This window comes from Blastococcus sp. TF02A-26, from assembly GCF_003319125.1.
Taxonomy (GTDB): Bacteria; Actinomycetota; Actinomycetes; order Mycobacteriales; family Geodermatophilaceae; genus Trujillonella.
Genome location: NZ_QOHG01000019.1, coordinates 36,763 through 61,193, shown reverse-complemented (window position 1 = coordinate 61,193; position 24,431 = coordinate 36,763). Strand labels below are relative to the sequence as shown.

Here is a 24,431-nt window from a genome sequence, read left to right as displayed (position 1 = left end):
CCGGGCACCGCGGCCCGGCACCCAGACCCCAGAACGAGCCCCGGGAGGGGCTCTCAAGTGAAGTGGAACAGGAGCACGCGATGACGCGCTTCCGCAGCAAGAGCGGCGGGGCGGCCGGCACGGTCGTCTTCGTCGGCGCCGGCCCGGGCGATCCCGGCATGCTGACCGCCCGGGCGACCGCGGCGATCGGCGAGGCCGACGTCCTCGTGGTCGACGCCGGGGTGGCCCCCGCCGTCACCGCCGCCGTCCGCGAGAGCCGGCCCGACCTGGAGCCGACGACGGCCACCGGCGAGCCCGACGAGGTGGCCAAGGCCGCCGTCGCCGCGGCCAAGAAGGGCGACACCGTCGTCCGGCTGGTCGCCGGTGACCCGTTCACCTCCGACGCGGTGGTCAAGGAGGTGCTCGCCGTCGGCCGCACCTCGGTGCCGTTCGACGTCGTCCCGGGCGTCGCCCCGGCCTCGGCCGTGCCGGCGTTCGCCGGTGTCGCCCTCGGCAGCACGACGCTCACCGCGGAGCTGCGCGGCACCGCCGACCTGGCCGCGCTGGCCTCGGCCGCGCACGGCCTGGGCGCGCCGCTGGTGCTCACCGGCGACGCCGCGGACCTGCCCGACGCCGCCGGCCGGCTGGTCGAGGGCGGCCTGCCCGGCGGGACCCCGGTCGTCGTCACCACCGCGGGCTCGACCACCGACCAGAAGAGCGTCCCCACGAAGCTCGCCGCGGTCGCCGAGAAGACCGCCGGCCTCGACGCGATCGGCGGGGCCGTGGTGGTCACCGTCGGCGCGGTGGTCGACAAGCGCGGCAAGTTCTCCTGGTGGGAGAGCCGGCCGCTGTTCGGCTGGCGGGTGCTGGTGCCGCGCACCAAGGACCAGGCCGGCGACATGAGCGACCGGCTGCGGGCCTACGGCGCGGTGCCGGTCGAGGTGCCGACCATCGCCGTCGAGCCGCCGCGCAGCCCGGCGCAGATGGACCGCGCCATCAAGGGCCTGGTCACCGGCCGCTACGGCTGGATCGTGTTCACCTCGGTGAACGCGGTGAAGGCCGTGCGCGAGAAGTTCGCCGAGCTCGGCCTCGACGCCCGGGCGTTCGCCGGCGTGAAGGTGGCCTGCGTGGGCGAGCAGACCGCCGCCGCGGTGCGCGACTTCGGCATCGTGCCGGAGCTGCTGCCCTCCGGTGAGCAGTCCAGCGAGGGCCTGCTGGCCGACTTCCCGGAGTACGACGACGTGCTCGACCCGATCGACCGCGTGCTGCTGCCGCGGGCCGACATCGCCACCGAGACCCTCGCCGCCGGGCTCAAGGAGCGCGGTTGGGAGATCGACGACGTCACCGCCTACCGCACCGTCCGGGCGGCGCCGCCGCCGGCCGCGGTCCGCGAGGCCATCAAGGGCGGCGGGTTCGACGCGGTGTGCTTCACCTCGTCCAGCACCGTGCGCAACCTGGTCGGCATCGCCGGCAAGCCGCACGCCAAGACCGTCGTCGCGGTGATCGGGCCGCAGACCTCGGCCACCGCGCAGGAGTTCGGCCTGCGGGTGGACGTGCAGCCCGAGACCGCCGCGGTCGGCCCGCTGGTCGACGCGCTCGCGGCCTTCGCCGAGGCGCGCCGGGAGGAAGGCGACTCCAAGTGAGTGCCGGAGCCAACCCGGGCTTCGCGCGCGGGCGTCGACTGCGGTCGACGCCCGCGCTGCGGCGGCTGACCGCCCAGACGCGGCTGTCGCCGGCCGACCTGGTGCTCCCGGTCTTCGTCAAGGAGGGCATCTCCGAGCCGCAGCCGATCACCTCGATGCCGGGCGTCGTCCAGCACACCCAGGACTCGCTCCGGAAGGCCGCGCACGAGGCGGCCGAGGCCGGCATCAGCGGGCTGATCCTGTTCGGCATCCCCGCCGACAAGGACCCGCTGGGCACCCAGGCCGACGCCGCCGACGGCGTGGTCAACGAAGCGCTGCGCCGGCTCCGTGATGACCTGGGCGACGAGCTCGTTCTCATGGCCGACCTCTGCCTGTGCGAGTACACCGACCACGGCCACTGCGGAGTCGTGACGCCCGCGGGCGTCGTCGACAACGACCCGACGCTGGACCGCTATGCCGCCGTCGCGCTGGCGCAGGCCCAGGCCGGGGCGCACGTCATCGCGCCCAGCGGGATGATGGACGGCCAGGTCGCGGCGATCCGCCGGGCGCTGGACGGCGGCGGGTTCACGGAGCTGCCGGTGCTGGCCTACGCGGCCAAGTACGCGTCGTGCTTCTACGGCCCGTTCCGCGAGGCCGCGGAGGGCGCGCCGCAGTTCGGTGACCGGTCGACCTACCAGATGGACCCGCCCAACGCCGACGAGGCGCTGCGGGAGGTCGAGCAGGACCTCGCCGAGGGTGCCGACGCCGTGATGGTGAAGCCGGCGCTGGCCTACCTCGACATCATCGCCCGGGTGGCCGACGAGGTCCGGGTGCCGGTGAGCGCGTACCAGGTCAGCGGCGAGTACGCGATGGTCGAGGCGGCCGCGGCCAACGGCTGGGTGGACCGCGACCGCGCCATCCTGGAGACGCTGACCGCCATCCGGCGTGCCGGAGCGTCCTCCGTGCTGACCTACTGGGCGGTCGAGGCGGCCCGCCTGCTCCGTCGCTGACCCGGACGGGACGGGTCGTGGCCGAGGAGTACGTCGAGCCCGGGGGCTCCTGGCGACCGTTCTGGCTGGTCGCCGGGGCGATGGTCCTCCTGCTCGTCATGGACCTGGTGCTGCCCGGCCCCGACGTGCCGCCGCTGCTGTGGGCCGGTGCCCTCGTCGTCGTCCTCGGCATCGTGGCCGCCGGTGCGGTCTCGGCCGGCCGGGTCTGGACGGTCCGCGTGTCGGCGGGACGTGCGGACGGCGAGGCGGAGCCGGTGCTCGCGGTCGGCCGCGAACGGGTGCCCCTGGCCGACGTCGACACCGCCCATCTCCGCGCCGCCACCGACGGCGAGGCCGGCGTCGACGCGGGTGCGCCGATCCTCGGCGGGGGCTGGTCGCTGCCCCGCGGGCGCACCGGCCTCCCGCTGCGGCTGACCGACGGGCGCACCGTCCTGGTGCCGACCCGGGACCCGTCCGCCCTCACCCGCGCGCTTCTGGCGGCCGCGCCGGGGGCGGGCGGTGAGACGGAGGCCCCACCCCGGCTGCCAGGGACAGAGGGGACACTGGGGACGTGACCTCGCCGGACGGTTCCCGCTACCCCTACGAGGCCCCGGTCTCCGCCGAGCTGTTCGCCCGCGGCCAGCGGGTGACCCCGGGCGGGGTGAACAGCCCGGTGCGTGCCTTCCGCGCCGTCGGTGGCACCCCCCGCTTCATGGCGGAGGGGCAGGGCCCCTGGCTCACCGACGCCGACGGTCGCCGCTACGTCGACCTCGTCGCCTCGTGGGGGCCGATGATCCTCGGCCACGCCCATCCGGCGGTCGTCGAGGCGGTCACCGCCGCTGCCCGGAGGGGCACGTCGTTCGGCGCGCCCACCGCTGGTGAGCTGGACCTGGCCGAGGAGATCATCGCCCGCATGCCGCCGGTGCAGCGGGTGCGGCTGGTCAACTCCGGCACCGAGGCGGTGCTCTCGGCGATCCGCCTGGCCCGCGGCGTCACCGGCCGCCGGCTGGTCGTCAAGTTCGCCGGCTGCTACCACGGCCACGTCGACGCGCTGCTCGCCTCGGCCGGCTCGGGCGTGGCCACGCTCGGGCTGCCCGACACCCCCGGCGTGACCACCGGCGCGGCCGCGGACACCGTGGTGCTGCCCTACAACGACGTCGCCGCGGTCGAGGCGGTCTTCGCCGAGCGCGGTGCCGAGATCGCCTGCGTCATCAGCGAGGCCGCGCCGGGGAACATGGGCGTCGTCCCGCCGCTGTCCGGGTTCAACACCGAGCTGCGCCGGATCACCGCCGAGCACGGCGCCCTGCTGGTGCTCGACGAGGTGATGACCGGTTTCCGGGTGTCCCGGTCGGGCTGGTACGGCCTGGACCCGGTGGACGCCGACCTGTTCACCTTCGGCAAGGTCATGGGCGGCGGTCTGCCGGCCGCGGCGTTCGGCGGCCGCGCCGACCTGATGGACCAGCTCGCCCCCTCCGGCCCCGTCTACCAGGCCGGCACGCTGTCGGGGAACCCCGTCGCGGTCGCCGCCGGGCTGACCACCCTGCGGCTGTGCACCGACGAGGTCTACGCCCGCTGCGACCAGGTGGCGGCCACCCTGCGCGGCGCCGCCAGTGCCGCGCTCTTCGCCGCCGGCGTGCAGCACCGCGTGCAGCAGGCCGGGTCGATGTTCTCCGTCTTCTTCGTGCCCGACGAGCGCCAGGTGCGCGACTTCGACGACGCGCGCAGCCAGGAGACCTTCCGCTACACCGCCTTCTTCCACGCCATGCTCAGCCGCGGGGTGTACCTGCCGCCGTCGGCGTTCGAGGCGTGGTTCGTCAGCGCCGCGCTGGACGACGCCGCCGTCGAGCAGGTGCTCGAGGCGCTGCCGGCCGCCGCCCGGGCGGCCGCCGAGGCCACCCCGGACGAGGCGCCGCGCGCCAGCGGCCAGGACCCGAGCGAGGTCAGCACCTGATGAGCGAGACCACCGTCGTCCACCTTCTGCGGCACGGCGAGGTGTTCAACCCGGCGAAGGTCCTCTACGGCCGGCTGCCCGGCTACCGGCTGTCCGAGGCGGGGGAGGGCATGGCCCGGGACGCCGCGCGCTGGTTCACCGGCGTGGCCGCCGACCCACCGGTCACCCACCTGGTGTCCAGCCCGCTCGAGCGCGCGCAGCAGACCGCGGCACCGATCGCCGAGGCGCTGGGCCTGCCCGTCGCCACCGACGACCGGCTGATCGAGGCGGCGAGCGACTTCGAGGGCCTGCGGGTCGCCGTCGGCGACGGCGCGCTGCGCGACCCCCGGCACTGGTGGAAGCTGCGCAACCCGTTCCGGCCGTCGTGGGGCGAGCCCTACGTGGAGATCGCCGCCCGCATGCTGCTCGCCGTCGAGGCCGCCCGGGACGCCGCCCGCGGCTCGGCGGCGGTCTGCGTCAGCCACCAGCTGCCCATCTGGACGCTGCGGCTGCACCTCGAGGGGCGCCGCTACGTGCACGACCCCCGCCGCCGCGAGTGCGCCCTGGCCAGCGTCACGTCGGTGACCTTCGAGGGCGACCGGTTCGCCGGCGTCACCTACGCCGAGCCCGCCGGCGCCACCGACCCCGACGCGGTACCGGGCGCATGAGGCGCGTCCTGCCCGCACTGGTGGGTGCCCTGCTGCTCGCGGCCGGCTGCACGACCGGCGAGGGCTCCGCGGTCGACGTCAACAACGGCGGGCAGTTCCGCTTCCAGGCCGGCACCCCGGCCGGCGAGGTCATCCCCGAGGGCGAGCGGGCGACCGCGCCGGAGTTCACCGGGGACCTGCTCGGCGGTGGCGACTTCGACTCGACGGAGCTCGCCGGCGACATCGCCGTCCTGAACTTCTGGGGCTCCTGGTGCCCGCCCTGCCGGGTGGAGACGCCGGAGTTCCAGGAGGTCTACTCGGAGGTCCGCCAGGAGGGCGTCGAGTTCCTCGGGCTCACCGTCAAGGACGACGAGCAGCTGGCCCAGGCGTTCCTGGACTCCAACGGCATCGAGTACCCGTCGCTGTTCGACCCGCGGGGCGAGGTGGCGCTGGCCTTCCGGAACTACCCCGCCAACGCCGTCCCCTCCACGATCGTGCTCGACCGCGAGTACCGGGTCGCCGCCGTCTACACCGCGCAGATCTCGCAGGAGGACCTGCGCGCCGTCCTCGACCGGCTGATCGCGGAGGGCTGAGGTGGGGGACACCTTCGAGGGCCTGGTCACCGACGGCCCGCTGCTCGTCGCCGCCGCCGTCGCGGCGCTCGTGGGTCTGATCAGCTTCGCCTCGCCGTGCGTGCTGCCCCTGGTCCCCGGCTACCTCTCCTACGTCGCCGGCCTCGCCGGCTCCGGGGACCGCGACGCCGCTGCCGGGACCGGCGGGGGCACGGCGACCGCGGTCGACCAGCGCACCGGCCGCCGGCAGATGGTGCTGGGCGCGCTGCTGTTCGTGCTGGGCTTCACCGCCGTCTTCGTCGCCCTCGGCACCGCGGCCGGGAGCCTCGGCCGGCTGCTGCTGGTGCACAACGACGTGATCACCCGGGTCATGGGCGTCGTGGTGATCCTCGTCGGGCTGGGCTTCCTGGGCTGGCTACCGCTGCTGCAGCGCACGAAGCGGCTGTCGATGCGCCCGGCCACCGGGCTGCTCGGGGCACCGCTCCTGGGCGTCGTCTTCGGGCTGGGCTGGACGCCGTGCCTGGGGCCGACCCTGGGCGCCGTCCTCACCCTCGCCTACTCGGAGGGCACCGCGGGCCGCGGTGCCTTCCTCTCCGTCGCGTACTGCCTCGGCCTCGGCGTCCCCTTCGTCCTGGTCGCGCTGGGTGCGCGCTGGGCGCTGGGGGCCACCGACCTGCTGCGCCGGCACGCCCGGACGGTGACGCGGGTCGGCGGCGGGCTGCTCGTGCTCGTCGGCGTCCTGCTGGTCACCGGCGCCTGGACCGAGATGATGGAGTGGCTGCGCTCCTGGCTGGCCGAGACCGGGCTCGGGGAGTCGTCGCTGTGACCGTGACCGCCCCGCCGCGCGAGGCCGCGGCCCCGCCCCCGCCGGCCCGCCCCTCGGCCGGCCGGCGTGCCTGGAACCTGTGGGTCCGGTGGTGGCGCCGGCTGACCGCCATGCGGACGGCGATCATCCTGCTCTTCCTGCTCGCGCTGGCCGCCATCCCCGGGTCGCTGCTGCCGCAGCGCTCGCTGTCGCAGTCCAACGTCGCGCAGTACTTCGCCGACCACCCGACGTTGGCGCCGGTGCTGGACCGGCTCTACCTGTTCGACGTCTTCAGCTCGCCGTGGTTCGCCGCGGTCTACCTGCTGCTGTTCGTCTCGCTCGTCGGCTGCGTCCTCCCCCGTGCCGCGGAGCACTACCGCGCCCTGCGCACCCCACCGCCGCCGGCGCCGCGGAACCTGCTGCGGCTGCCGGACTCGGGGCGGCTGGACACCCCGCTCGACGGCATGGCCGCCCTCGACGTGGTCGAGGAGGAGCTGCGGGTGCGCCGCTTCCGCGTCGTCCGCCGGGGGACCGCGGGTACCGATCCCGCCGGGTCCAGCGGCACCGGGGCCGAGCTCTCCGCCGAGAAGGGCTACCTCAAGGAGGCCGGCAACCTGCTGTTCCACCTCTCCCTGGTCGGCCTGCTCCTCGCGCTGGCCGGCGGGAAGCTGTGGGGGTACGAGGGCAGCATCCTGGTCGTCGAGGGCGACGGGTTCTGCAACAGCTTCCAGCAGTACGACACCTACTCCGCCGGACCGCTCGTGGACGGGGAGGACCTCAGCCCGTTGTGCGTGGACCTGGAGGACTTCCGCGCGGAGTACGAGACCGACCTCACCGCCGCCTCGTTCCGCGCCGACATCCGGTTCGGCGGACCCGACGAGGAGGGCGAGGCGCGGACCATCGGCGTCAACGACCCGCTGCGCGCCGACGGTGACCGGGTCTACGTCACCGGCCACGGCTACGCGCCGACGTTCACCGTGACGACGCCGACGGGTCAGACGTTCACCGACGTCCCCGCGCCGTTCCTCCCGACGAACCAGTCGACGATGGCGAGCGAGGGCGCGGCGAAGTTCCCCGACCTGGGTGCCGATGCCGACTCCCAGCTGGCGATCCAGGGCTTCTTCGCGCCGACCGGTGTCGTCCGCGACGGCATCCTGACCAGCATCGACCCCCGCCCGCTCGAGCCGCAGGTCGCGCTCATCGCCTACCAGGGCTACCTCGGCCTGGACTCGGGCCGCCCGCAGTCGGTGTACGCCATCGACCAGGAGCAGATCGACCGCGGCGCCCTCGAGGAGGTCGGCTCGGCCAACCTCGCCGTGGGGGAGACCCTCACGCTCCCCGACGGCACCGCGATCACCTTCTCCGGCTACTCCCAGTTCGCCGCCCTGCAGGTGTCGCACGACCCGGGACAGGTGTGGGTGCTCGTCGCCGCGATCGCCGTCCTCGTGGGCCTGCTGGCGATGCTCCTGCTGCGCCGCGAGCGGGTCTTCGCCCGCGCCGCCCCCGCTCCGGGGGGCGGCGGTACCGTGCTGACCGTCGGCTCGCTGACGCGGGGCGGCGGCGAGGGCGGGGAACGCTTCACCGCCCTGGTCGACGAGCTGCGGGTCGCGCTCGCCGCCCGTGCTCCCGCATCCCCGACCCCGCCGTCCGGCGGGGCCCACCCGGACCCGGAGGTCCCCACCCCGTGACCGTCGACACCACCCTGGCCGACCTCTCGGACACGCTGTTCTCCGTCAGCGTCGGCCTGTACTCGCTGGCCGTCGTCGCCTTCTGCGCGCAGCTGGCCTTCGGACGGCGTCCCGCGGCCACCCGCGAGCTGGTCGGCGCCGGTGCGCCCGTCGAGCCGGCCGCGCCCGCCGCCACCGGGGCCGCGGAGCCGCCGACGGTCCGCCGCTACGGCGTCGCGGCCATGGTGTTCACGCTGCTCGGGGCGCTCACCCACGCCGGCGTGCTGCTGTTCCGCGGGCTGGCCACCGACCGGCTGCCCTGGGGCAACATGTACGAGTTCGCCACCGCGGTGGTGCTCGTCGCGGTCGTGTCCTTCACCGTGCTCGCCGTGCGCCGGCCGGCGCTGCGGCACCTCGGGGTCTTCGTCCTCGCGCCGGTCGTGCTCTCGATGGTCGGGATCGGCCTGTTCCTGTACGCCGAGGCCGGCCCGCTGGTGGCCTCGCTGCGCTCGAGCTGGCTGGCCGTCCACGTGAGCACGGCGATCCTGGGCTTCGGCATCTTCTTCGTCAGCGGCATCGCCAGCGTGATGTACCTGCTGCGGCTGCGGCACGACGCCCGGGTCGCCGCCGGCACCGCGGAGACCGGGGGTCTGCTCGACCGCCTGCCGGCCCCCGCCGCGATCGACCGCGTCGCCCACCGCACCGCCGTCTTCGGCTTCCCGATCTGGACGTTCGCCGTGATCGCCGGCGCGATCTGGGCGGAGAGCGCCTGGGGGCGGTTCTGGGGTTGGGACCCCAAGGAGACGTGGGCCTTCATCGCCTGGGTCGTCTACGCCGCCTACCTGCACGCCCGTACGACCGCCGGCTGGCGGGGCAGGCCGGCCGCCTGGGTCAACGTCGTCGGCCTGGGTGTCATGATCTTCAACCTGCTCTACGTGAACATGGTGTCCACCGGCCTGCACAGCTACGCCGGCGTCTGACCCCACCGGCCCCCGCGGCCGGGTCGGAGTGGTCACTCCGGGTGATGTCGGACTCGTGCGAGCGCGCGGGCGGGTGACGTGACCACCTGGTCCGTGCTGCAATGCCGCCATGGACCAGCACGGGACTGATCACTGTGGGTAGGCACGCGGCGGCAACGGGCGCCGACGTGGACCCCGTCGTCGCGGCTGCGCTCGCCCGACGGGGCCCCGACGGCAGCGGTCCCCGGCACGCGGACGAGGCCGGCGAGCGGCACGGCGGCCCGGTCGGCTGGCCGGGCCGGGAGGACGACGGAGCGCCGGGCGGGTCACCCGTGGGCTGGCCCGGGACCACCGCCGCCGAACCCGCTCCGCAGCCCGCACGGAGGCCGGAGCGTGCCGCGCGCTGGCGCCGGCTGTTCGGCGGCCGCGCCGCCTAGGCCGGCGAGCCGTCGTCGCGGCGGGCGCGCCGCTCCAGCTCGCGGAGGAACTCGGGGTCGTCGTCGGGGGCCAGCGGGCGCGTGGTGCGCGGCGGGCGCGGACGACGCGGCGCGCGGGGAGCGCCCGGACCCGGGCCGCCGGCCCCGCCGGACTTCTCCGCGGCCCGCATGACGAGCACGACCACGGCGATCGCCATCACCAGGAACACCAGGAAAATCACGCGGCGCCACCTCTCCGTCTCCCCCTGCACCGACAACAGTACGTCCGCGGCGATACTCGGGGGCGGGGCCGGACGATCCGGCGCCGATTCCGGACGGAGGACGTCATCGACGCGGTCGACCGCAGGCTCATCGAGCTGCTGCAGGCCAACGGGCGGGCCAGCTACGCCGAGCTGGCGCGGCAGGTGGGCCTCTCGGCGCCGGCGGTGCACGAGCGGGTCGGCAAGCTCGAGACGGCGGGCGTCATCACCGGCTACCGCGCGGTGGTCGAGCCGACGGCGGTGGGGCTCGACGTCACGGCCCTGATCGGCGTCATCGAGAGCGACTCGGTCGACGAGACCGGTGTCGAGGCCGCGCTGGCCGCGATGCCGGAGGTCGAGGACTGCTGGCGGGTGGCGGGCAACGAGGGGTACGTCCTCAAGGTCCGCGTGACCGACATCCCGGCACTGGAAGCGGCCATCAGCGCGTTGAACCGGATCAGAGGAGTCGCACGCACCCGGACGACGGTGGTGCTCTCGACGAAGTGGGAGGGCCGGCATGGCTGATGCGACCGGAGCGGACACCCCCGGAGCCCCGGTCCCCGGAGCCCCGACCGGCGGTCCGGCGACCCCGCCGGGGGTGGCGGTGCCGCTGGCGCTGTACACGGTCGGCCGGGTGCTGATCACCGCCGCCCTCGTCACGATCATCTGGGTCGCCGGCCTGCCGGGCTTCCCCGCGCTGCTGTTCGGGCTGCTGCTGTCGATGCCGGTCTCCCACGTGCTGCTGCGTGGTGTCCGCGACCGGCTCACCGACGCGCTCGCGGCGCGCAGCATCGCCCGGCGCACCGCGCGCGAGGAACTCCGCGCCCGCCTGTCGGGCGACGCCGACGACGACGTCTGAGACCCTGGTCACCTAGGCCCGGTACCGGAACCCGATCGGAGGTCCGGCCGGGCGCGGGGGAGGGCGCATGACGGACCCGTACATCGGCGACCCCTGGGTGCGGCAGCTGCTGGACGCGGCACGGGCCCGGCTGCGCACCGACGTCGCCTACCTCTCGGAGTTCACCCCGGACCAGCAGGTCGTCACCACCGTGGTGGGCGACCCGTCGGCGGTCCCGATCCGGCCGGGGGTGTCCGCGCCGATCGAGGACACCTACTGCATCCGGGTGCTGTCGGGCGAGCTCCCGCCCGTGGTGACCGCGGCCCGCCGCGATCCCCGGACGCGGGAGCTGCCGGTGACCGGCGAGCTCGGCATCGGCTCCTACGTCGGTGCGCCCGTCCGCACCGTGGCCGGCGACCGGACGGTCGGGATGCTGTGCTGCGTCGGCCGCGAGGAGAACGCCGCCCTGGACGCCGACTCGGCGCGGTTCGTCGAGTTCCTCGCCGAGCTGCTCGGCCAGCACCTGGGGGCCGCCGCCGCCGAGGAGGGCGGCTGGGCGGCCCCGGGTCCGGACGAGATCCGGGCGGTCTTCCAGCCCGTCGTCGACCTGCGCACCGAGGACGTCGTCGGCTACGAGGCGCTGTCCCGGTTCCCCGCCGGGCCCACCGGCCGGGTGTTCGCCGCCGCGGCGCGCGCCGGGCGCAGCGTCGAGCTGGAGCTGCTGGCGCTGCGGACGGCGCTGTCCGCGGCACGGCACCGGCCGCTCGACGTCCCGATGGCGGTCAACCTCTCCCCGGAGGCGCTGACCGACCGCGAGGTGCTCGACGTCGTCCTCGCCGCGGCCGGCGACCGGATCGAGGTCGAGGTCACCGAGCACCGCCGGGTCGACGACTACCCCGCCCTCCTGGCGGCCCGCCGGGAGCTGCGGCAGGCGGGCGTGCCGGTGGCCGTCGACGACGCGGGCGCCGGCTACGCCTCGCTGCAGCACGTCCTCAAGCTCGAGCCGGAGGTGATCAAGCTCGACGGCGCGCTGGTCACGGGCGTGGACCACGACCCGGCCAAGCAGGCGCTGGTCGCGGCGATGCAGGCGTTCGCCCGCGACGTCGGCGCCGTCGTGGTGGCCGAGGGCGTCGAGGCCGAGGGCGAGCACCTGGCGCTGGTGGAGCGCGGGGTGGCCTGCGGCCAGGGCTGGCTGTTCGGCCGCCCGGAGCCCTTCGGCGTCAGCTGAGGGCGAGCCCGGCGCCCAGGAGCACGCCCGTGGCGAGGGTGACCAGACCGGTGGCCTGCAGCCCCGCGATGAGCGCCGGCCCGCGGACGCCGGAGAGCACCAGCCGCACCGGGGGCACCGCCAGCGGCGCGGCGAGCAGCGCGATGAGCGCCCAGGGCCGGACCACGCCGATCGCGGCGACGACGACGAAGGTGCCGGCCAGCAGCCCGGCGAAGGCCCACCGGGTGCCGCGCTCGCCGAGGAGCACCGCGAGGGTCCGCTTGCCCACGGCGGCGTCACCGGCGATGTCGCGCAGGTTGTTCACGACCAGGATCGCCACGATCGGCAGGCCGATCGCCACCGCGGCGGCGAACGCGAGCCCCTCCACGGTGCGGGTCTGGGCGAACGTCGTCCCCACGACCGCGACCAGTCCGAAGAAGACGAAGACGAACACCTCGCCCAGCGCCCGGTAGCCGTAGGGGAGCGGGCCGCCGGTGTAGGTCCACGCCGCGGCGATGCACACCGCGCCGACGGCGACCAGCCACCAGCTCGACACCGCCGCCAGCGCCAGGCCGGCGACCGCGGCCACGCCGAACGAGATCAGCGCGGCGACCAGCACCTGCCGCGCGGACGCCGCTCCCGAGCCCACGAGCCGCATCGGGCCGACCCGGTCGGCGTCGGTGCCGCGGCGGCCGTCGGAGTAGTCGTTGGCGTAGTTGACCGCCACCTGCAGTGCCAGCGCGACGAGCAGCGCCAGCAGCGCCGGGCCGAGGCGGAAGCCGTCGAGCGCGGCGGCGGCGCCGCTGCCCACGAGGACCGGGGCGACGGCGGCCGGCAGGGTCCGCGGGCGGGCACCGGCCACCCACTGCGCGGGGGTGGCCATCAGCGGCTCCCGCCGGTCAGGGCCGCGGCGACGCCGCGACGGTCGGGCTTGCCGGTGTGCAGCGTCGGGACGGCGGGGATGCGGTGCAGCTCCCGCGGTGCGGCGGGCGCTCCCAGCCGCTCGGTGACCCAGGGCCGCAGCTGGTCCAGGCCCGCGTCCGCGCCGGCGGCGGGGACGACGGCGGCCACGACCCGCTGCCCCCACTCGTCGTCGGGGCGGCCGAAGACCACGGCGTCGGCGACGGCCGGGTGCTCGCGCAGCACCGCCTCGACCGCCTGCGGGGCGACGTTGACGCCCCCCGTGACGACCACGTCGTCCAGCCTGCCGTGCACCGTGAGGACGCCGTCGGTCAGCTCGCCGGCGTCCCGCGTGCGGAACCACCCGTCGACGAAGGCCCCGGCGGTCCCCTCGGGGTCCCCGCGGTAACCCAGCGCCAGGACCGGGCCGCCCAGCTCGACGCCGCCGTCGCGCACCCGCACGTCGACGCCGTCCAGCGGCCGCCCGTCGTACACGCAGCCCCCCGCGGTCTCGGTCATGCCGTAGGTGGTCACCACGGCGACGCCGGCCTCCCGCGCGCGGGCGAGCAGCCCGGGGTCGGTTGCCGCGCCGCCGACCAGGACGGCGTCCAGCGCGCGCAGGGCGTCGGGCTCGGCGCCGAGGTACCGGCGCAGCTGGGTGGGCACGAGCGAGGCGTAGCGGCGGCCGGCCGGCATCCTCGCGACCGCCGCGGCCAGCGGCTCGCCGCGGCGCAGGACCGTGGGTGTCGTGCCGGCGAGCAGCGAGCGGCACAGCACCTGGAGCCCGGCGACCGCCGAGACCGGCAGCGCCAGCAGCCACGCGCCCGGCCCGCCGAGCCGGTCGGCGGTGGCCTCCCCGGAGGCGCGCAGGGCGCTCGCGGGCAGCAGGACCGCACGCCCGCTCCCGGTCGACCCGGAGGTCACGACGGCGAGGTCGGCGCCGTCCTCCAGGGGCTCCTCCGGGCGCAGCGCGGCGCGGGCGGCGGACACCGCGGCGGGCGGGCCGGCCGGCAGGACGGCCAGCGGCGCGGTGCCGGCCAGGCAGGCGCGCAGCGGCTCCAGCAGCTGGAGGGGGTCCTCGGGGGCGGGCACGAGGGTCAGGTGCCGGGCCACGGGGTCCGAGGCTACTGCGCGCCCGAACTACGCTCGGACCATGGCGGACGCGGCGGGGATCGACGCCGCGCACGTCTACTCGGTGCCGCTGCGCACCCGCTTCCGCGGCATCGACGTCCGTGACGGCGTCCTGGTGCACGGCCCGGCCGGCTGGGGCGAGTTCAGCCCGTTCTGGGACTACGACGTCGCCGAGAGCCGCCGCTGGTGGGCCGCCGCGCGCGAGGCCGCGGTCGAGGGCTGGCCGGCGCCGGTGCGATCCAGCGTGCCGGTGAACGTGACCGTCCCGGCCGTCGACGCCGAGCGCGCACACGGGATCGTCGTGGCGTCGGGCTGCCGCACCGCCAAGGTCAAGGTCGCCGAGCCGGGTCAGACGGCGGCCGACGACCTCGCCCGTGTCGAGGCCGTGCGCGACGCGCTCGGCCCCGCCGGCGCCATCCGGGTGGACGCCAACGCCGCCTGGGACGTCGACACCGCCGCGGCCCGGATCGGGGAGCTCGACGCCTGGGGGCTGGAGTACGTCGAGCAGCCCTGCGCCACGCTCGAGGAGCTGGCTGCGCTGCGCCGCCGGGTCGACGTGCGGGTCGCGGTCGACGAGGGGGTGCGCCGCTCGGACGACCCGCTGCGGGTCGACCTGCGCGAGGCCGCCGACGTCGTCGTCCTCAAGGTCCAGCCGCTGGGTGGGGTGCGCGCGGCGCTGCGGGTCGCGGAGGCGCACGGCCTGCCCTGCGTGGTCTCCTCGGCGCTGGAGAGCTCGGTCGGCATCGCCGCCGGCGTCGCTCTGGCCGCCGCGCTGCCGGAGCTGCCGTTCGCCTGCGGGCTGGCCACGGTCGCCCTGTTCACCGGCGACGTCGCCACCGAGCCCCTGCTCCCGGTCGACGGCGCGCTGCCCGTGCGGGCCGTCGACCCCGACCGGCTGGCCGCGCTCGCCGCACCGGCCGACGTCGACGCCCGCTGGCGGGCCCGGCTCGAGGCGGTGGCCGCGTGAACCCCTCCACAGCGCTGGCCACGGTGCTGGTCGACGAGATGGTCCGCGGCGGCGTGACCGACGCCGTGGTCGCGCCCGGCTCGCGGTCGGCCCCGGTCGCCCTGGCGCTGGCCGCCGCCGAGCGCGCCGGCCGGCTGACCCTGCACGTGCGGATCGACGAGCGGACGGCGGCGTTCCTGGCCCTCGGCCTGGCCCGGACCACCGGCCGGCCGGTGCCGGTCCTCACCACCTCCGGGACGGCGACGGCGCACCTGCACGCCGCGGTCCTGGAGGCCGACGCGAGCGGGGTGCCCCTGGTCGCGCTGACCGCGGACCGCCCGCCGGAGCTGCGGGCGACCGGCGCCAACCAGACCATCGACCAGCCCGCCCTCTACGGCGGGGCGGTGCGGTTCGCCGCCGACGTCGGCGTGCCCGAGGCCGGCCGCGAGGAGCAGCAGAACCGCTACTGGCGGGCGCTGGTCGCCCGCGCCCTGCTCATCGCCCGGGGCCTGGTCTCCGGCGACCCGGGCCCGGTGCACCTGGACCTGCCGTTCCGCGAGCCGCTGCTGCCCGAGGGGCCGGCGGTCGCCGAGGGCGTGTGGGCCGGGCGGGCCGACGGCTCGCCGTGGACGACCGCCGGTGCCGGGATGCCCGGGCCGGCGCCGCTGCCGGCCGGTCCGGCGCGCACGGTGGTCGTGGTGGGGGACGCGCCGGCGGCCCTGGGCCGCGCGGCCGCCGATCTGGCCGGGCGGCAGGGCTGGCCCGTGGTGGCCGAGCCCAGCGGCGGCGCCTGGGGCGCGGGCCTGCGCGGCGGAGCGCTGCTGCTCGGCGCGGCCGACTGGCTGGCCGCCCACCGGCCCGAGCGGGTCCTCGTGGTCGGCCGGCCCACGCTCTCCCGCCCGGTGAACGCGCTGCTGGCCGATCCCGCCGTCCGGGTGGAGGTGGTGCCGGCGGGGAGCCGGTGGGCCGACGCCGGCCGCAGTGCCAGCGCCGTGGGCGGGCTCCCGGTCGCCGGCGGACCGGTCGACCCGGGGTGGGCCGCCGACTGGACGGCCGCCGCGGACCGGATCGGCGCCGCCGTCGACACCCTGCTCGCCCAGACCGCGGGGACCGCGGCCCGCCTGGCCCGCGACGTGGTGGCCGCGACGCCGGCCGGGGGGCTGCTGGTGCTCGGCTCCTCGACCCCGGTCCGCGACGTCGACCGCCTCGCCGTCCCCCGCGGTGACCTGGCGGTGCTGGCCAACCGCGGGGTGGCCGGGATCGACGGCACGATCTCCACCGCGGTCGGCGCCGCGCTGGCCCACCGGCGGGCCGGCGGCGGCCCGGCCGTGGCGCTCATGGGCGATCTGACCTTCCTGCACGACCTCACCGGCCTGCTGCTCGGCGAGGGCGAGCCGGCGCCGGACCTCGCCGTCGTCGTCCCGGACAACGACGGCGGCGGCATCTTCGCCCAGCTCGAACCCGGGCGGCCGCGCTACGCCGCCGACTACGACCGGGTCTTCGGCACCCCGCACGGCCGCGACCTGGTCGCCGTCGCCCGGTCGCTGGGCTGGTCGGCCGACGCGGTGCCGGACGCGACGCAGCTGCCCGCCGCGCTGTCGGCCGGTGGACCGCGGGTGCTGGTGGTCCGCACCGACCAGCGCGCCGAGGCCGACCTCGCCGGCCGGCTCCGCGCGGCGGCCGCGGGGGCGCTGCGCCGGTAGCGGTCGGACGGCGCAGGTTAGGGTGCCCTGACCTGTTGTCCGGCGGCCGAGGAGGAGCCCTGCCTCCCACGGCGCGCACCGTGCTCCGGCGAGCGCTGCGCCGGCACCCGCGACGGCTGGGAGCCGCCGTCCTCCTGCTGTCGGTGCACCAGGCCTGCGAGGCGCTGGTCCCGGTCGCCATCGGGCTGACCATCGACCGCGCGGTGGCCACCGGCGAGGTCCCGGCCCTGGTCCTCGCCCTCCTGGGCACGGGGCTGCTGTTCGTCGTCCTCTCCCAGGCCTACCGCTTCGGCGCCCGGGCGGTGGTCGCGGCGTGGTGGGAGGAGACCCACCTCCTGCGCGTGGAGCTGACCGGCCGGGTGCTCGACCCACGCGGCCTGGCCGACCCGCCGCCGACCGGAGAGCTGTTGTCGACCGCGACCTCGGACGCCGACCGGGTCGGGCGGGTGATCGAGGCGGCGTCGGTCGTCGTCGCCGGCACGACCGCGCTCGCCGTGGCGGCGGTCTCGCTGCTGGTGGTGCACGTGCCGCTGGGCCTGGCCGTCCTGGTCGGTGCGCCGCTGCTGGTGGGCGCGCTGCAGCTGCTCGCGCCGCTGCTCACCCGCCGCACCGCCACCCAGCAGGAGGACGTCGCCCGCACCGCGGGAATGGCCACCGACCTGGTCCAGGGCGTCCGGGCGCTGCGCGGCATCGGCGCCGAGGACGCCGCGACCGAGCGCTACCGGCGGACCAGCCGCACGGCGCTGGCCTCCACCCTGCACGCCGCCCGGGCGGTCGGCGTCTACCGCGGGGTCACCACGCTGGGCAGCGGGCTGTTCCTCACCGCCGTCGCCGGGACCGCCGGGGCGCTGGCCTTCGACGGCCAGCTGAGCATCGGCGACCTGGTCACCGTCGTCGGCCTCGCCCAGTTCCTCGCCGAGCCGATCGGCCTGCTGGGCTTCGCCGGGCAGAAGTTCGCCGAGGCGAGGGCGTCGGCCGCCCGGATCGCCGAGGTGCTCGCCCGTCCGGTGCTGACCGCCGGCGAGCCGGGGCACGCGCCGTCCGGCGGCGGCCGGCTGGAGCTGCGGGACGTCGGCGCCGGCTCGCTCGCCGGGCTGTCGTTCACCGCATCGCCGGGGCAGCTCGTGGGCGTGGTCGCGCCCGACCCCCGGGACGCCGACGCCCTGGTCGCGGTGCTCGCCGGCCGGCTCCCCGCCGCCGACGTCCGCGGGCAGGTGCTGGTCGACGGCGCCGACGTGCGCGACCTGGAGCCGGCCGCGGCCCGCCGCGCCGTGCACGTCGAGCCCCACGCGGTGGTGCTCTTCGAGGGCACCGTCCGAACGGCGGTCGACCCGGACGGCACCGCTCCCGACGACCGCTTCCTCGCCGCGGTCCGGGCCGCGGCCGCCGAGGACGTGCTCACCGGCCACCCGGACGGCGAGCGGCGCGCGGTGGCCGACCGCGGGCGGACCCTCTCCGGTGGCCAGCGCCAGCGGATCGCCCTCGCCCGGGCGCTGCTGGCCGACCCCCCGGTGCTCGTCCTGCACGACCCCACGACCGCGGTGGACGCGGTCACCGAGGAGGCGATCGCGGCCGGGCTGACCGGGATGCGCCGCGGGCGCACCACGGTCCTGGTGACCAGCAGCCCGGCGCTGCTCGGCCGGTGCGACCGGGTGCTGCTCGTCGACGGCGGCCGGGTCGCCGCCACGGGCACGCACGCGGAGCTCGTCGACGCCGAGGCCTACCGGACGGCGGTGCTGCGATGACGCCCGAGGCCCTGCGGGAGGAGGTGACGGCGGTGCCGGCCGAGGCCCTGCTGCCCACCGCGACGGGCCGCCGGGCGGCGCAGGTCGTCGGCCGGTACGTCCGGCAGCGCCCCGGCGTCGCGGTCGTCGCCGGCGTCGTCAGCGTCGCGTCGGCCGCGGCCGGGCTGCTCGCGCCGGCGGTCCTGGGCCGCCTGGTGGACGCCGTGGCCGACGGCGGGTCGATCGGCGGCTACCTGGCCGCCCTCGTCGGAGCGGCCGTGCTGGCCGCCGTGCTGGTCGGGCTGGCGGCGCTCGCCATCAGCCGGCTGGGCGAGTCCCTGCTGGCCCGGCTGCGCGAGGACGTCGTCGCCAGGGTGCTGCACCTGCACTCCGCGACGCTGGACCGGGTCCGCCGCGGCGACCTGCTCTCCCGGGTCGGGGACGACGTGGCCCGGGTCAGCCAGTCGGTGACCACCGGCCTGCCCGAGGTGATCGGCGCGGGCCTGGCCGTCCTGCTGACCGTCCTGGGCCTCGGCGTCCTCGACTGGCGGCTGGCGCTGGCCGGTCTGCTCGCCGTCCCCGGCTACGTCCTCGCCCTGCGCTGGTACCTGCCGCGGTCGGGACCGGTCTACGCCCGGGAGCGGGTCGCCGTCGCCGAGCGCGCCGACGCCCTCCTCGGCGCGGTCCAGGGCGCCGAGACGATCCGGGCCTACGCCCGCAGCGGCCCGCACACCGCCGAGGTGGCCCGCCGGTCCGCGGTCGCCCGCGACGTCGGCGTCGGGGTGTTCCGGCTCTACACCGACCTCGGCTGGCGGATGAACGCCGCCGAGTACGCGGGCCTGGCCGCCGTCCTCGGCGTCGGGTTCGTGCTCGTGCGCGGGGAGGTGGCCAGCGTCGGCGAGGTGACGACGGCGGCGCTGCTGTTCCACCGGCTGTTCGCCCCGCTGGGCACGCTGCTGTTCTCGTTCGACGAGGTGCAGGCCGCGGGCGCGGCGCTGGTGCGTCTCGTCGGCGTCGTGGACCTGCCCGACCCGGAGGTCGTCCCGCAGCGCCCGCCGGCCGGGTACCGCCCCGCCGTGGAGCTGCGCGGCATCGGGCACCGCTACGGCGACGGGCCCGCGGTGCTCGCCGACGTCGACCTCCGGATCGCGCCGGGGGAGCGGGTCGCCCTCGTCGGCGCCAGCGGCGCGGGCAAGACCACGCTGGCCGCCGTCCTGGCCGGAGCGGTCGACCCGGCAGTCGGCGAGGTGCTGCTCGACGGCGTCCCCGCCGCCGCGCTCCCCGGCCGGGGGCTGCGCGACCTCGTCGCCCTCGTCAGCCAGGAGGTGCACGTCTTCGCCGGCACCCTGGCCGACGACGTCCGGCTCGCCCGGCCCGGCGCCTCCGACGACGAGGTGCGGGCGGCGCTCGAGCTCGTCGGCGCCCGCTGGGTGGCCGCGCTCCCCGAGGGGATCGCGACGCAGGTCGGCGAGGGCGGGACCGCCCTCACGCCGGCACGGGCCCAGCAGCTCGCCCTGGCCCGGCTGGTGCTCGCCGATCCGCCGGTCGCCGTGCTCGACGAGGCGACGGCGGAGGCCGGCAGCTCCGGGGCACGCGACCTCGAGGAGGCGGCCTTCGCGGCGACCGCGAGACGGACCACCCTCGTCGTGGCCCACCGGCTCACCCAGGCCGTGCGCGCCGACCGCGTCGTCGTCCTCCACGAGGGCCGGGTGGTGGAGGAGGGCACGCACACCGAGCTGGTCGCCGCCGGCGGCCGCTACGCGACGCTCTGGGCCGCGTGGCAGGGCCGCTGACACATCCGGGCGTGGGGTCGGGTGCGAAGGGGAGCCGGAACGGGCAGCTGCACCGCAGGAGCCCCACCCGGCGGGAGCGGGCCGACCGCATCGGGCGCGGGGAGGACGACCGGTAGTCCTCGGTCCGGGCCGGCGTCCGTCGTAGGTTGTCGGCGTGGGCCTGGAGATCGTCACGCGGGCGTCGGACTCGCCGTGGATCGCCGCGGTGTGGACCAGCCGCAGCGACGCGGTGTCGCAGATGACGTCGGTCGCGTCGGAGACCTGGGGGCTCGTCTTCTGGGAGCAGGACGGGGTGTCGCACGCCGCGGTGACCGGTCCCGAGACCCGCACCAGCTCCGCCGCGGTGCCCGAGGGTGCGGTGTTCTCCGGCATCCAGTTCGCCGTCGGCACCTCGCTGCGCGCCACGCCCACCTCGGGTCTGGTCGACTCGGGGATCGGGCTGCCCGACACGACCGAGCGCCACTTCCGGCTCCTCGGCGACCGCTGGGAGACCCCTGGCCCCGACGACGCGGAGGCACTGGTCGACCGGCTCGTCCGCAGCGGGGTGGTGGAGCGTGACCCGCTGGTCGCCGCGGCCCTGCGGGGCGGCGGCGTGCCCGGTTCCGACCGCACGGTCGAGCGCCGCTTCCGCGCCGCGACGGGCCTGACCCGGGGAGCGATCGACCAGATCAGCCGCGCCAGGACCGCGACGACGCTGCTGCTCGGCGGCGCGACCGCCGCCGCGGTCGTCGCCGACCTCGGGTACTACGACGAGCCGCACCTGGCGCGGGCGCTGCGGCGGTACGTCGGGCGCACCGCCGGCCAGCTGCGCAGCGGGACCGGCGGTGCGCTCGCGCTGGGTGCCGAGAGCCCGACGGCTCAGCGGACCACCTCGTAGATCGCCTTGAGGACGCCGTTGCCGTAGGAGGCCGACTCCCGCAGCGACAGCCCCGGCCGCTCGCGCTCCGTGCGGCTGAAGAGGCTCTTGCCCGAGCCGAGCAGGACCGGGAACACCAGCAGGTTGTAGCGGTCGATCAGGTCCGCGTCGGCCAGGTTCCGCGCGAGCTCGGCGCTGCCGTGCACGAAGATCGCGCCCCCGTCGGTCTGCTTGAGCGCCGCGACGTCGTCGAGGGTCCGCAGGACCTGCTGGGGGCCCCAGCCGTCGACCAGCGCGTCCTCGCTGAGCGTCCCCGACACCACGTACTTGGGCAGGTCGCGGTAGGCGGCGTGGTCCTCGGAGTCCGGCCAGGTGCTCGCGAAGGCCTCGTAGCTGCGCCGGCCGAACATCAGGGCGCCGGTGTCCTCCAGCTCCTCGGCCTTGAGGGCGAACGAGTCGGGGTCGAACGGCGTCCGCAGCACCCAGCCGCCGTGCGGGTGCCCCTCGACGGCGCCACCGGGGGAGTCGACGACACCGTCCAGGGTCATGAACCCCGTCCAGACGAGCTCGCGGGACATGGTCTACCTCCACGTGTGACGGGGATCGGCGATCCCCTCCGACCGGGAGACGTCCTCGCGCCTCCCGACGCACACGACGCTAGGTGCTGGGCTGCCGGCGGTCTTGGACGGAAACGACAGCGTCCGAGCCGCTCTCGGCTCAGCCCTCGAGGGCGGCCTGGAACGCGGCGAACTTCGACTGGGTCTCGGCGAGCTCGGCGGCCGGATCGGAGCCGGCCACGATCCCGCAGCCGGCGAACAGCCGGGCGCTGGCCGGGTCGTCGGGGGAGAGCTGCGCGCAGCGCAGGGCCAGGCCGAACTCCCCGTCCCCGCGGGTGTCGAGCCAGCCGACGGGCCCGGCGTAGCGCCCGCGGTCCATCCCCTCCAGCTCGCCGATGAGCGCGGCGGCCCGGTCCGGCGGGGTGCCGCACACCGCGGCGGTGGGGTGCACCGCGGCGACGAGGTCCAGCAGCGACGCGCGGCCGGCGGCGCCGGTGCGGGCCTGCGTGCCGGTCACGTCGGTGGCGAGGTGGCGCACGTTGGCCAGGGTCAGCAGCTCCGGCCCCTCCGGCGCGGTGAGCTCGCTGCAGAAGGGCGCGAGCGCCTCCACCAGCGAGTCGACGGCGAGCGCGTGTTCGGCGCGGTCCTTCGCCGACCCGAGCAGCGCGGCGGCCAGGCGCTCGTCGTCGGCGCCGGCGCCGCGCGGCGCGGTCCCGGCCAGCACCCGGGACGAGAGCTCGCGCCCGGTCCGGCGCAGCAGCAGCTCCGGCGTCGCGCCGAGCAGCCCGTCGACGGCGAACGTCCAGCAGTCGGGGAAGCGGGTGGCCAGCCGGTCGAGCAGGCGGCGGGGGTCCAGCGGCACGTCGGCGGTGACCAGCAGGTCGCGGGCCAGCACCACCTTCGCCAGCTCGCCCTCGCCGATGCGGCGCACGGCGGCGGCCACGGCGGCGCACCAGGAGACGGGGTCGAGCGCGCCGTCGGCGTAGCGGAGCCGGCCGGGCGCCGGTGCCGGGTCCGTGCGGGCCGGCCGCGGGGCCGGGTCGGGGTGGGTGGGAAGAGCGATCGTCGTCATCCACGCGACGCCGTCGCGCCGGCCGACGACGACCTCGGGGACGACGAACACCGACGTCCCGGCCGCGGGGTCGAACGCGACGCCGGCGAAGGCCACCGGTCCCGACCCGGGCACGGCCACCGGGTCGTCGGCCGCCAGCTCCGCGGACAGCTCCGCCCACCAGGCGGCCGCCTCGGCCAGCGCCCGCGGGCCGGTGACCTCCAGCCGCGCGGCCTCGCCCCAGCCGACCAGGCCCTCGCCGCGGCGCACCCAGGACAGCCCGCCGGCGGCCGGCAGCAGCCGGAGCAGGTCCGGGGTGTCGGGGAGCTCGACGGTCGTGACCGCGGACGCGGCAGCGTCCGGCGAGGTCACGGCCACGGTCGTCACCGCTCCAGAGTAGGCAGCCGGGGCGCTCCGCTGCCGCGAGAGGCTCTGTAACGTCGGTCGCCGTGGCAGACCGGCGAGACGAGGCACCCCGCGACGAGGCACCCGCCGGGCTCCGGGCCGGGCTCGACAAGGCACCCGCCGAGGTGGCCGCGATGTTCGACCGCGTCGCCCGCCGCTACGACGTCACCAACACGGTGCTCTCCGGCGGCCGCGACGCCGCCTGGCGCCGGGCCACCCGTGAGGCCGTCGGCGCCCGGCCGGGTCAGACGGTGCTCGACGTCGCGGCCGGGACGGCCGTCTCGACCGTCGAGCTGGCCGCCGGCGGGGTGACCGCGATCGCCTGCGACTTCTCCCAGGGGATGCTGCGGGCCGGCGCCGAGCGGCCGGTGCCCAAGGTGGCCGGGGACGCGATGGCGCTGCCGCTGGCCGACGCCAGCGTGGACGCCGTCGTCATCTCGTTCGGGCTGCGCAACGTCGCCGACCCCGACGCCGCCCTCCGGGAGTTCTCCCGGGTCACGCGGCCGGGCGGCACGCTGGTCGTCTGCGAGTTCTCCAGCCCCACCTGGGCGCCGTTCCGCACCGTCTACACCGAGTACCTGATGCGCGCGCTGCCCCGGATCGCCCGGGCGGTGAGCAGCAACCCCGATGCCTACGTCTACCTGGCCGAGTCGATCCGGGCCTGGCCGGACCAGGCCGCCCTCGCCGCCCGCATCGGCGCCGCCGGCTGGGACGACGTCGCCTGGCGGGACCTGACCGGCGGCATCGTCGCCCTGCACCGCGCCCGCCGCCGGGCCTGACCGCAGGGCGGCACACCGGCATGCGCTTCGCCGACCGCGCCGAGGCCGGCCGCGCCCTGGCCGAGGCGGTGACCGGCCGGGTCGGTGCCGACGCCGTGGTGCTCGGCCTGCCGCGCGGCGGGGTCGTCGTCGCCGCCCCGGTCGCGGCGGCCCTCGGCGCGCCGCTGGACGTGCTCGCCGTCCGCAAGCTCGGACTGCCCGGCCGCCCGGAGCTGGCGATGGGCGCCCTCGCCGCCGTCGGCGGGGTGGTGGAGACCGTGCGCAGCCCCGAGGTCCTTTCCGCCGCGGGCGTGGACGAGGCCGCCTTCGCCGCGGTGCGCGAGCGCGAGCTGGCCGAGCTGCGCCGCCGCACCGAGGCCTACCGCACCGGCCGGGCGCCGCTGCCGGTCGCCGGCCGCATCGTCGTGCTCGTGGACGACGGCGTCGCCACCGGTGCCACCGTGCGCGCGGCCCTGGCGGCGCTGCGGGCCCGGGCCCCTGCGCGGGTGGTCCTCGCCGTACCGGTCGCCTCGCCCCGGGCCCTGGCCGAGCTCGCCCCCGCGGTCGACGACCTCGTCTGCCTGACCGTGCCGCGGGCCTTCCGGGCCGTCGGCCAGGCCTACACCGACTTCCGGCCCACCTCCGACGACGCCGTGCGCGCCGCCCTCGCCGGTACCGGCGGACCGCCCCGGACGTGAACCTCGTCACGGGGGGCT

General features: G+C 76.9%; 25 protein-coding genes. 20 read left to right on the top strand and 5 right to left on the bottom strand.

Features of this window, described 5'->3' with window-relative positions; genetic code table 11:
- Positions 1-80 precede the first annotated feature (80 nt).
- The 10 genes from DQ240_RS18830 to DQ240_RS18785 all read left to right on the top strand — a co-directional run bounded on the left by DQ240_RS18830 (position 81) and on the right by DQ240_RS18785 (position 9,607).
- Complete coding sequence (locus DQ240_RS18830; RefSeq protein WP_113841252.1) at positions 81-1,622, top strand: uroporphyrinogen-III synthase; 1,542 nt, start codon at positions 81-83, stop codon at positions 1,620-1,622.
- Complete coding sequence (gene hemB / locus DQ240_RS18825) at positions 1,619-2,611, top strand: porphobilinogen synthase (RefSeq protein ID WP_113841251.1); 993 nt, start codon at positions 1,619-1,621, stop codon at positions 2,609-2,611. Before DQ240_RS18830 ends, hemB begins: the two co-directional genes overlap by 4 nt.
- Before the next feature lie 17 nt (positions 2,612-2,628).
- Positions 2,629-3,165: a hypothetical protein gene (locus DQ240_RS18820; RefSeq protein ID WP_233498819.1), complete on the top strand. Its 537-nt coding sequence runs from the start codon at positions 2,629-2,631 to the stop codon at positions 3,163-3,165.
- Entirely contained in the window at positions 3,162-4,541 is a 1,380-nt protein-coding gene (gene hemL / locus DQ240_RS18815) for a glutamate-1-semialdehyde 2,1-aminomutase (RefSeq protein WP_113841250.1), read from the top strand. Before DQ240_RS18820 ends, hemL begins: the two co-directional genes overlap by 4 nt.
- The gene (locus DQ240_RS18810) at positions 4,541-5,188 is read left to right on the top strand and encodes a histidine phosphatase family protein (protein ID WP_113841249.1); all 648 of its coding nucleotides are present in this window, start codon (positions 4,541-4,543) and stop codon (positions 5,186-5,188) included. The genes hemL and DQ240_RS18810 overlap by 1 nt, the downstream gene beginning before the upstream one ends.
- Positions 5,185-5,760, top strand: coding sequence for a TlpA disulfide reductase family protein (locus DQ240_RS18805; RefSeq protein WP_113841248.1), 576 nt, complete (start codon positions 5,185-5,187; stop codon positions 5,758-5,760). Before DQ240_RS18810 ends, DQ240_RS18805 begins: the two co-directional genes overlap by 4 nt.
- Position 5,761: 1 nt before the next feature.
- Positions 5,762-6,565, top strand: coding sequence for a cytochrome c biogenesis CcdA family protein (locus DQ240_RS18800; protein WP_113841246.1), 804 nt, complete (start codon positions 5,762-5,764; stop codon positions 6,563-6,565).
- Entirely contained in the window at positions 6,562-8,232 is a 1,671-nt protein-coding gene (locus DQ240_RS18795) for a cytochrome c biogenesis protein ResB (protein WP_113841244.1), read from the top strand. The genes DQ240_RS18800 and DQ240_RS18795 overlap by 4 nt, the downstream gene beginning before the upstream one ends.
- Positions 8,229-9,191 (top strand): c-type cytochrome biogenesis protein CcsB, encoded by a 963-nt coding sequence (gene ccsB / locus DQ240_RS18790; RefSeq protein WP_113841242.1) that lies wholly within the window; start codon positions 8,229-8,231, stop codon positions 9,189-9,191. The genes DQ240_RS18795 and ccsB overlap by 4 nt, the downstream gene beginning before the upstream one ends.
- Before the next feature lie 167 nt (positions 9,192-9,358).
- Positions 9,359-9,607, top strand: a complete 249-nt coding sequence (locus tag DQ240_RS18785; RefSeq protein ID WP_113841240.1) for a hypothetical protein — start codon at positions 9,359-9,361, stop codon at positions 9,605-9,607.
- Here DQ240_RS18785 and DQ240_RS18780 read toward each other — a convergent pair.
- Positions 9,604-9,828: a hypothetical protein gene (locus tag DQ240_RS18780; protein ID WP_113841238.1), complete on the bottom strand. Its 225-nt coding sequence runs from the start codon at positions 9,826-9,828 to the stop codon at positions 9,604-9,606. The two genes, DQ240_RS18785 and DQ240_RS18780, sit on opposite strands and share 4 nt — an antisense overlap.
- A gap of 75 nt (positions 9,829-9,903) precedes the next feature.
- Here DQ240_RS18780 and DQ240_RS18775 point away from each other — a divergent pair, with 75 nt between their 5' ends.
- The 3 genes from DQ240_RS18775 (at position 9,904) to DQ240_RS18765 (ending at position 11,912) form a co-directional block, all read left to right on the top strand.
- Positions 9,904-10,371 (top strand): Lrp/AsnC family transcriptional regulator, encoded by a 468-nt coding sequence (locus tag DQ240_RS18775; protein WP_369832020.1) that lies wholly within the window; start codon positions 9,904-9,906, stop codon positions 10,369-10,371.
- The gene (locus DQ240_RS18770; RefSeq protein ID WP_113841234.1) at positions 10,364-10,705 is read left to right on the top strand and encodes a DUF4229 domain-containing protein; all 342 of its coding nucleotides are present in this window, start codon (positions 10,364-10,366) and stop codon (positions 10,703-10,705) included. Before DQ240_RS18775 ends, DQ240_RS18770 begins: the two co-directional genes overlap by 8 nt.
- 67 nt (positions 10,706-10,772) lie before the next feature.
- On the top strand, positions 10,773-11,912 hold the full coding sequence (locus DQ240_RS18765) for an EAL domain-containing protein (RefSeq protein WP_113841232.1): 1,140 nt from the start codon (positions 10,773-10,775) through the stop codon (positions 11,910-11,912).
- On the opposite strand, the gene DQ240_RS18760 is transcribed toward DQ240_RS18765, so the two are convergent.
- Positions 11,905-12,774, bottom strand: a complete 870-nt coding sequence (locus tag DQ240_RS18760; RefSeq protein ID WP_113841230.1) for a 1,4-dihydroxy-2-naphthoate polyprenyltransferase — start codon at positions 12,772-12,774, stop codon at positions 11,905-11,907. The two genes, DQ240_RS18765 and DQ240_RS18760, sit on opposite strands and share 8 nt — an antisense overlap.
- A complete protein-coding gene (menE, locus tag DQ240_RS18755; protein WP_113841228.1) occupies positions 12,774-13,904 on the bottom strand; it encodes an o-succinylbenzoate--CoA ligase in 1,131 nt (376 codons plus the stop codon). Before menE ends, DQ240_RS18760 begins: the two co-directional genes overlap by 1 nt.
- 40 nt (positions 13,905-13,944) lie before the next feature.
- Between menE and DQ240_RS18750 the strand changes: the two genes are divergently transcribed.
- From DQ240_RS18750 to DQ240_RS18730, 5 genes are all read left to right on the top strand, one after another.
- On the top strand, positions 13,945-14,889 hold the full coding sequence (locus DQ240_RS18750; RefSeq protein ID WP_113841226.1) for an o-succinylbenzoate synthase: 945 nt from the start codon (positions 13,945-13,947) through the stop codon (positions 14,887-14,889).
- Positions 14,886-16,571 (top strand): 2-succinyl-5-enolpyruvyl-6-hydroxy-3-cyclohexene-1-carboxylic-acid synthase, encoded by a 1,686-nt coding sequence (gene menD / locus DQ240_RS18745; RefSeq protein ID WP_113841224.1) that lies wholly within the window; start codon positions 14,886-14,888, stop codon positions 16,569-16,571. The genes DQ240_RS18750 and menD overlap by 4 nt, the downstream gene beginning before the upstream one ends.
- Before the next feature lie 80 nt (positions 16,572-16,651).
- Positions 16,652-18,316 (top strand): ABC transporter ATP-binding protein, encoded by a 1,665-nt coding sequence (locus tag DQ240_RS18740; RefSeq protein WP_199589398.1) that lies wholly within the window; start codon positions 16,652-16,654, stop codon positions 18,314-18,316.
- Complete coding sequence (locus DQ240_RS18735; protein WP_113841220.1) at positions 18,313-20,088, top strand: ABC transporter ATP-binding protein; 1,776 nt, start codon at positions 18,313-18,315, stop codon at positions 20,086-20,088. The genes DQ240_RS18740 and DQ240_RS18735 overlap by 4 nt, the downstream gene beginning before the upstream one ends.
- Before the next feature lie 154 nt (positions 20,089-20,242).
- Positions 20,243-20,965: a helix-turn-helix domain-containing protein gene (locus DQ240_RS18730; protein WP_199589397.1), complete on the top strand. Its 723-nt coding sequence runs from the start codon at positions 20,243-20,245 to the stop codon at positions 20,963-20,965.
- Here the strand turns inward: DQ240_RS18730 and DQ240_RS18725 are convergent.
- Together DQ240_RS18725 and DQ240_RS18720 are read right to left on the bottom strand one after the other, a co-directional pair.
- Positions 20,947-21,522, bottom strand: coding sequence for a dihydrofolate reductase family protein (locus tag DQ240_RS18725; protein WP_113841219.1), 576 nt, complete (start codon positions 21,520-21,522; stop codon positions 20,947-20,949). The two genes, DQ240_RS18730 and DQ240_RS18725, sit on opposite strands and share 19 nt — an antisense overlap.
- Positions 21,523-21,661: 139 nt before the next feature.
- Positions 21,662-22,939: an isochorismate synthase MenF gene (locus DQ240_RS18720; protein ID WP_113841218.1), complete on the bottom strand. Its 1,278-nt coding sequence runs from the start codon at positions 22,937-22,939 to the stop codon at positions 21,662-21,664.
- Positions 22,940-23,001: 62 nt separating this feature from the next.
- Here DQ240_RS18720 and DQ240_RS18715 point away from each other — a divergent pair, with 62 nt between their 5' ends.
- Together DQ240_RS18715 and DQ240_RS18710 are read left to right on the top strand one after the other, a co-directional pair.
- Positions 23,002-23,736, top strand: coding sequence for a demethylmenaquinone methyltransferase (locus DQ240_RS18715; RefSeq protein ID WP_113841217.1), 735 nt, complete (start codon positions 23,002-23,004; stop codon positions 23,734-23,736).
- Between the two features lie 20 nt (positions 23,737-23,756).
- Entirely contained in the window at positions 23,757-24,413 is a 657-nt protein-coding gene (locus DQ240_RS18710; protein WP_113841216.1) for a phosphoribosyltransferase, read from the top strand.
- Positions 24,414-24,431: the final 18 nt, after the last annotated feature.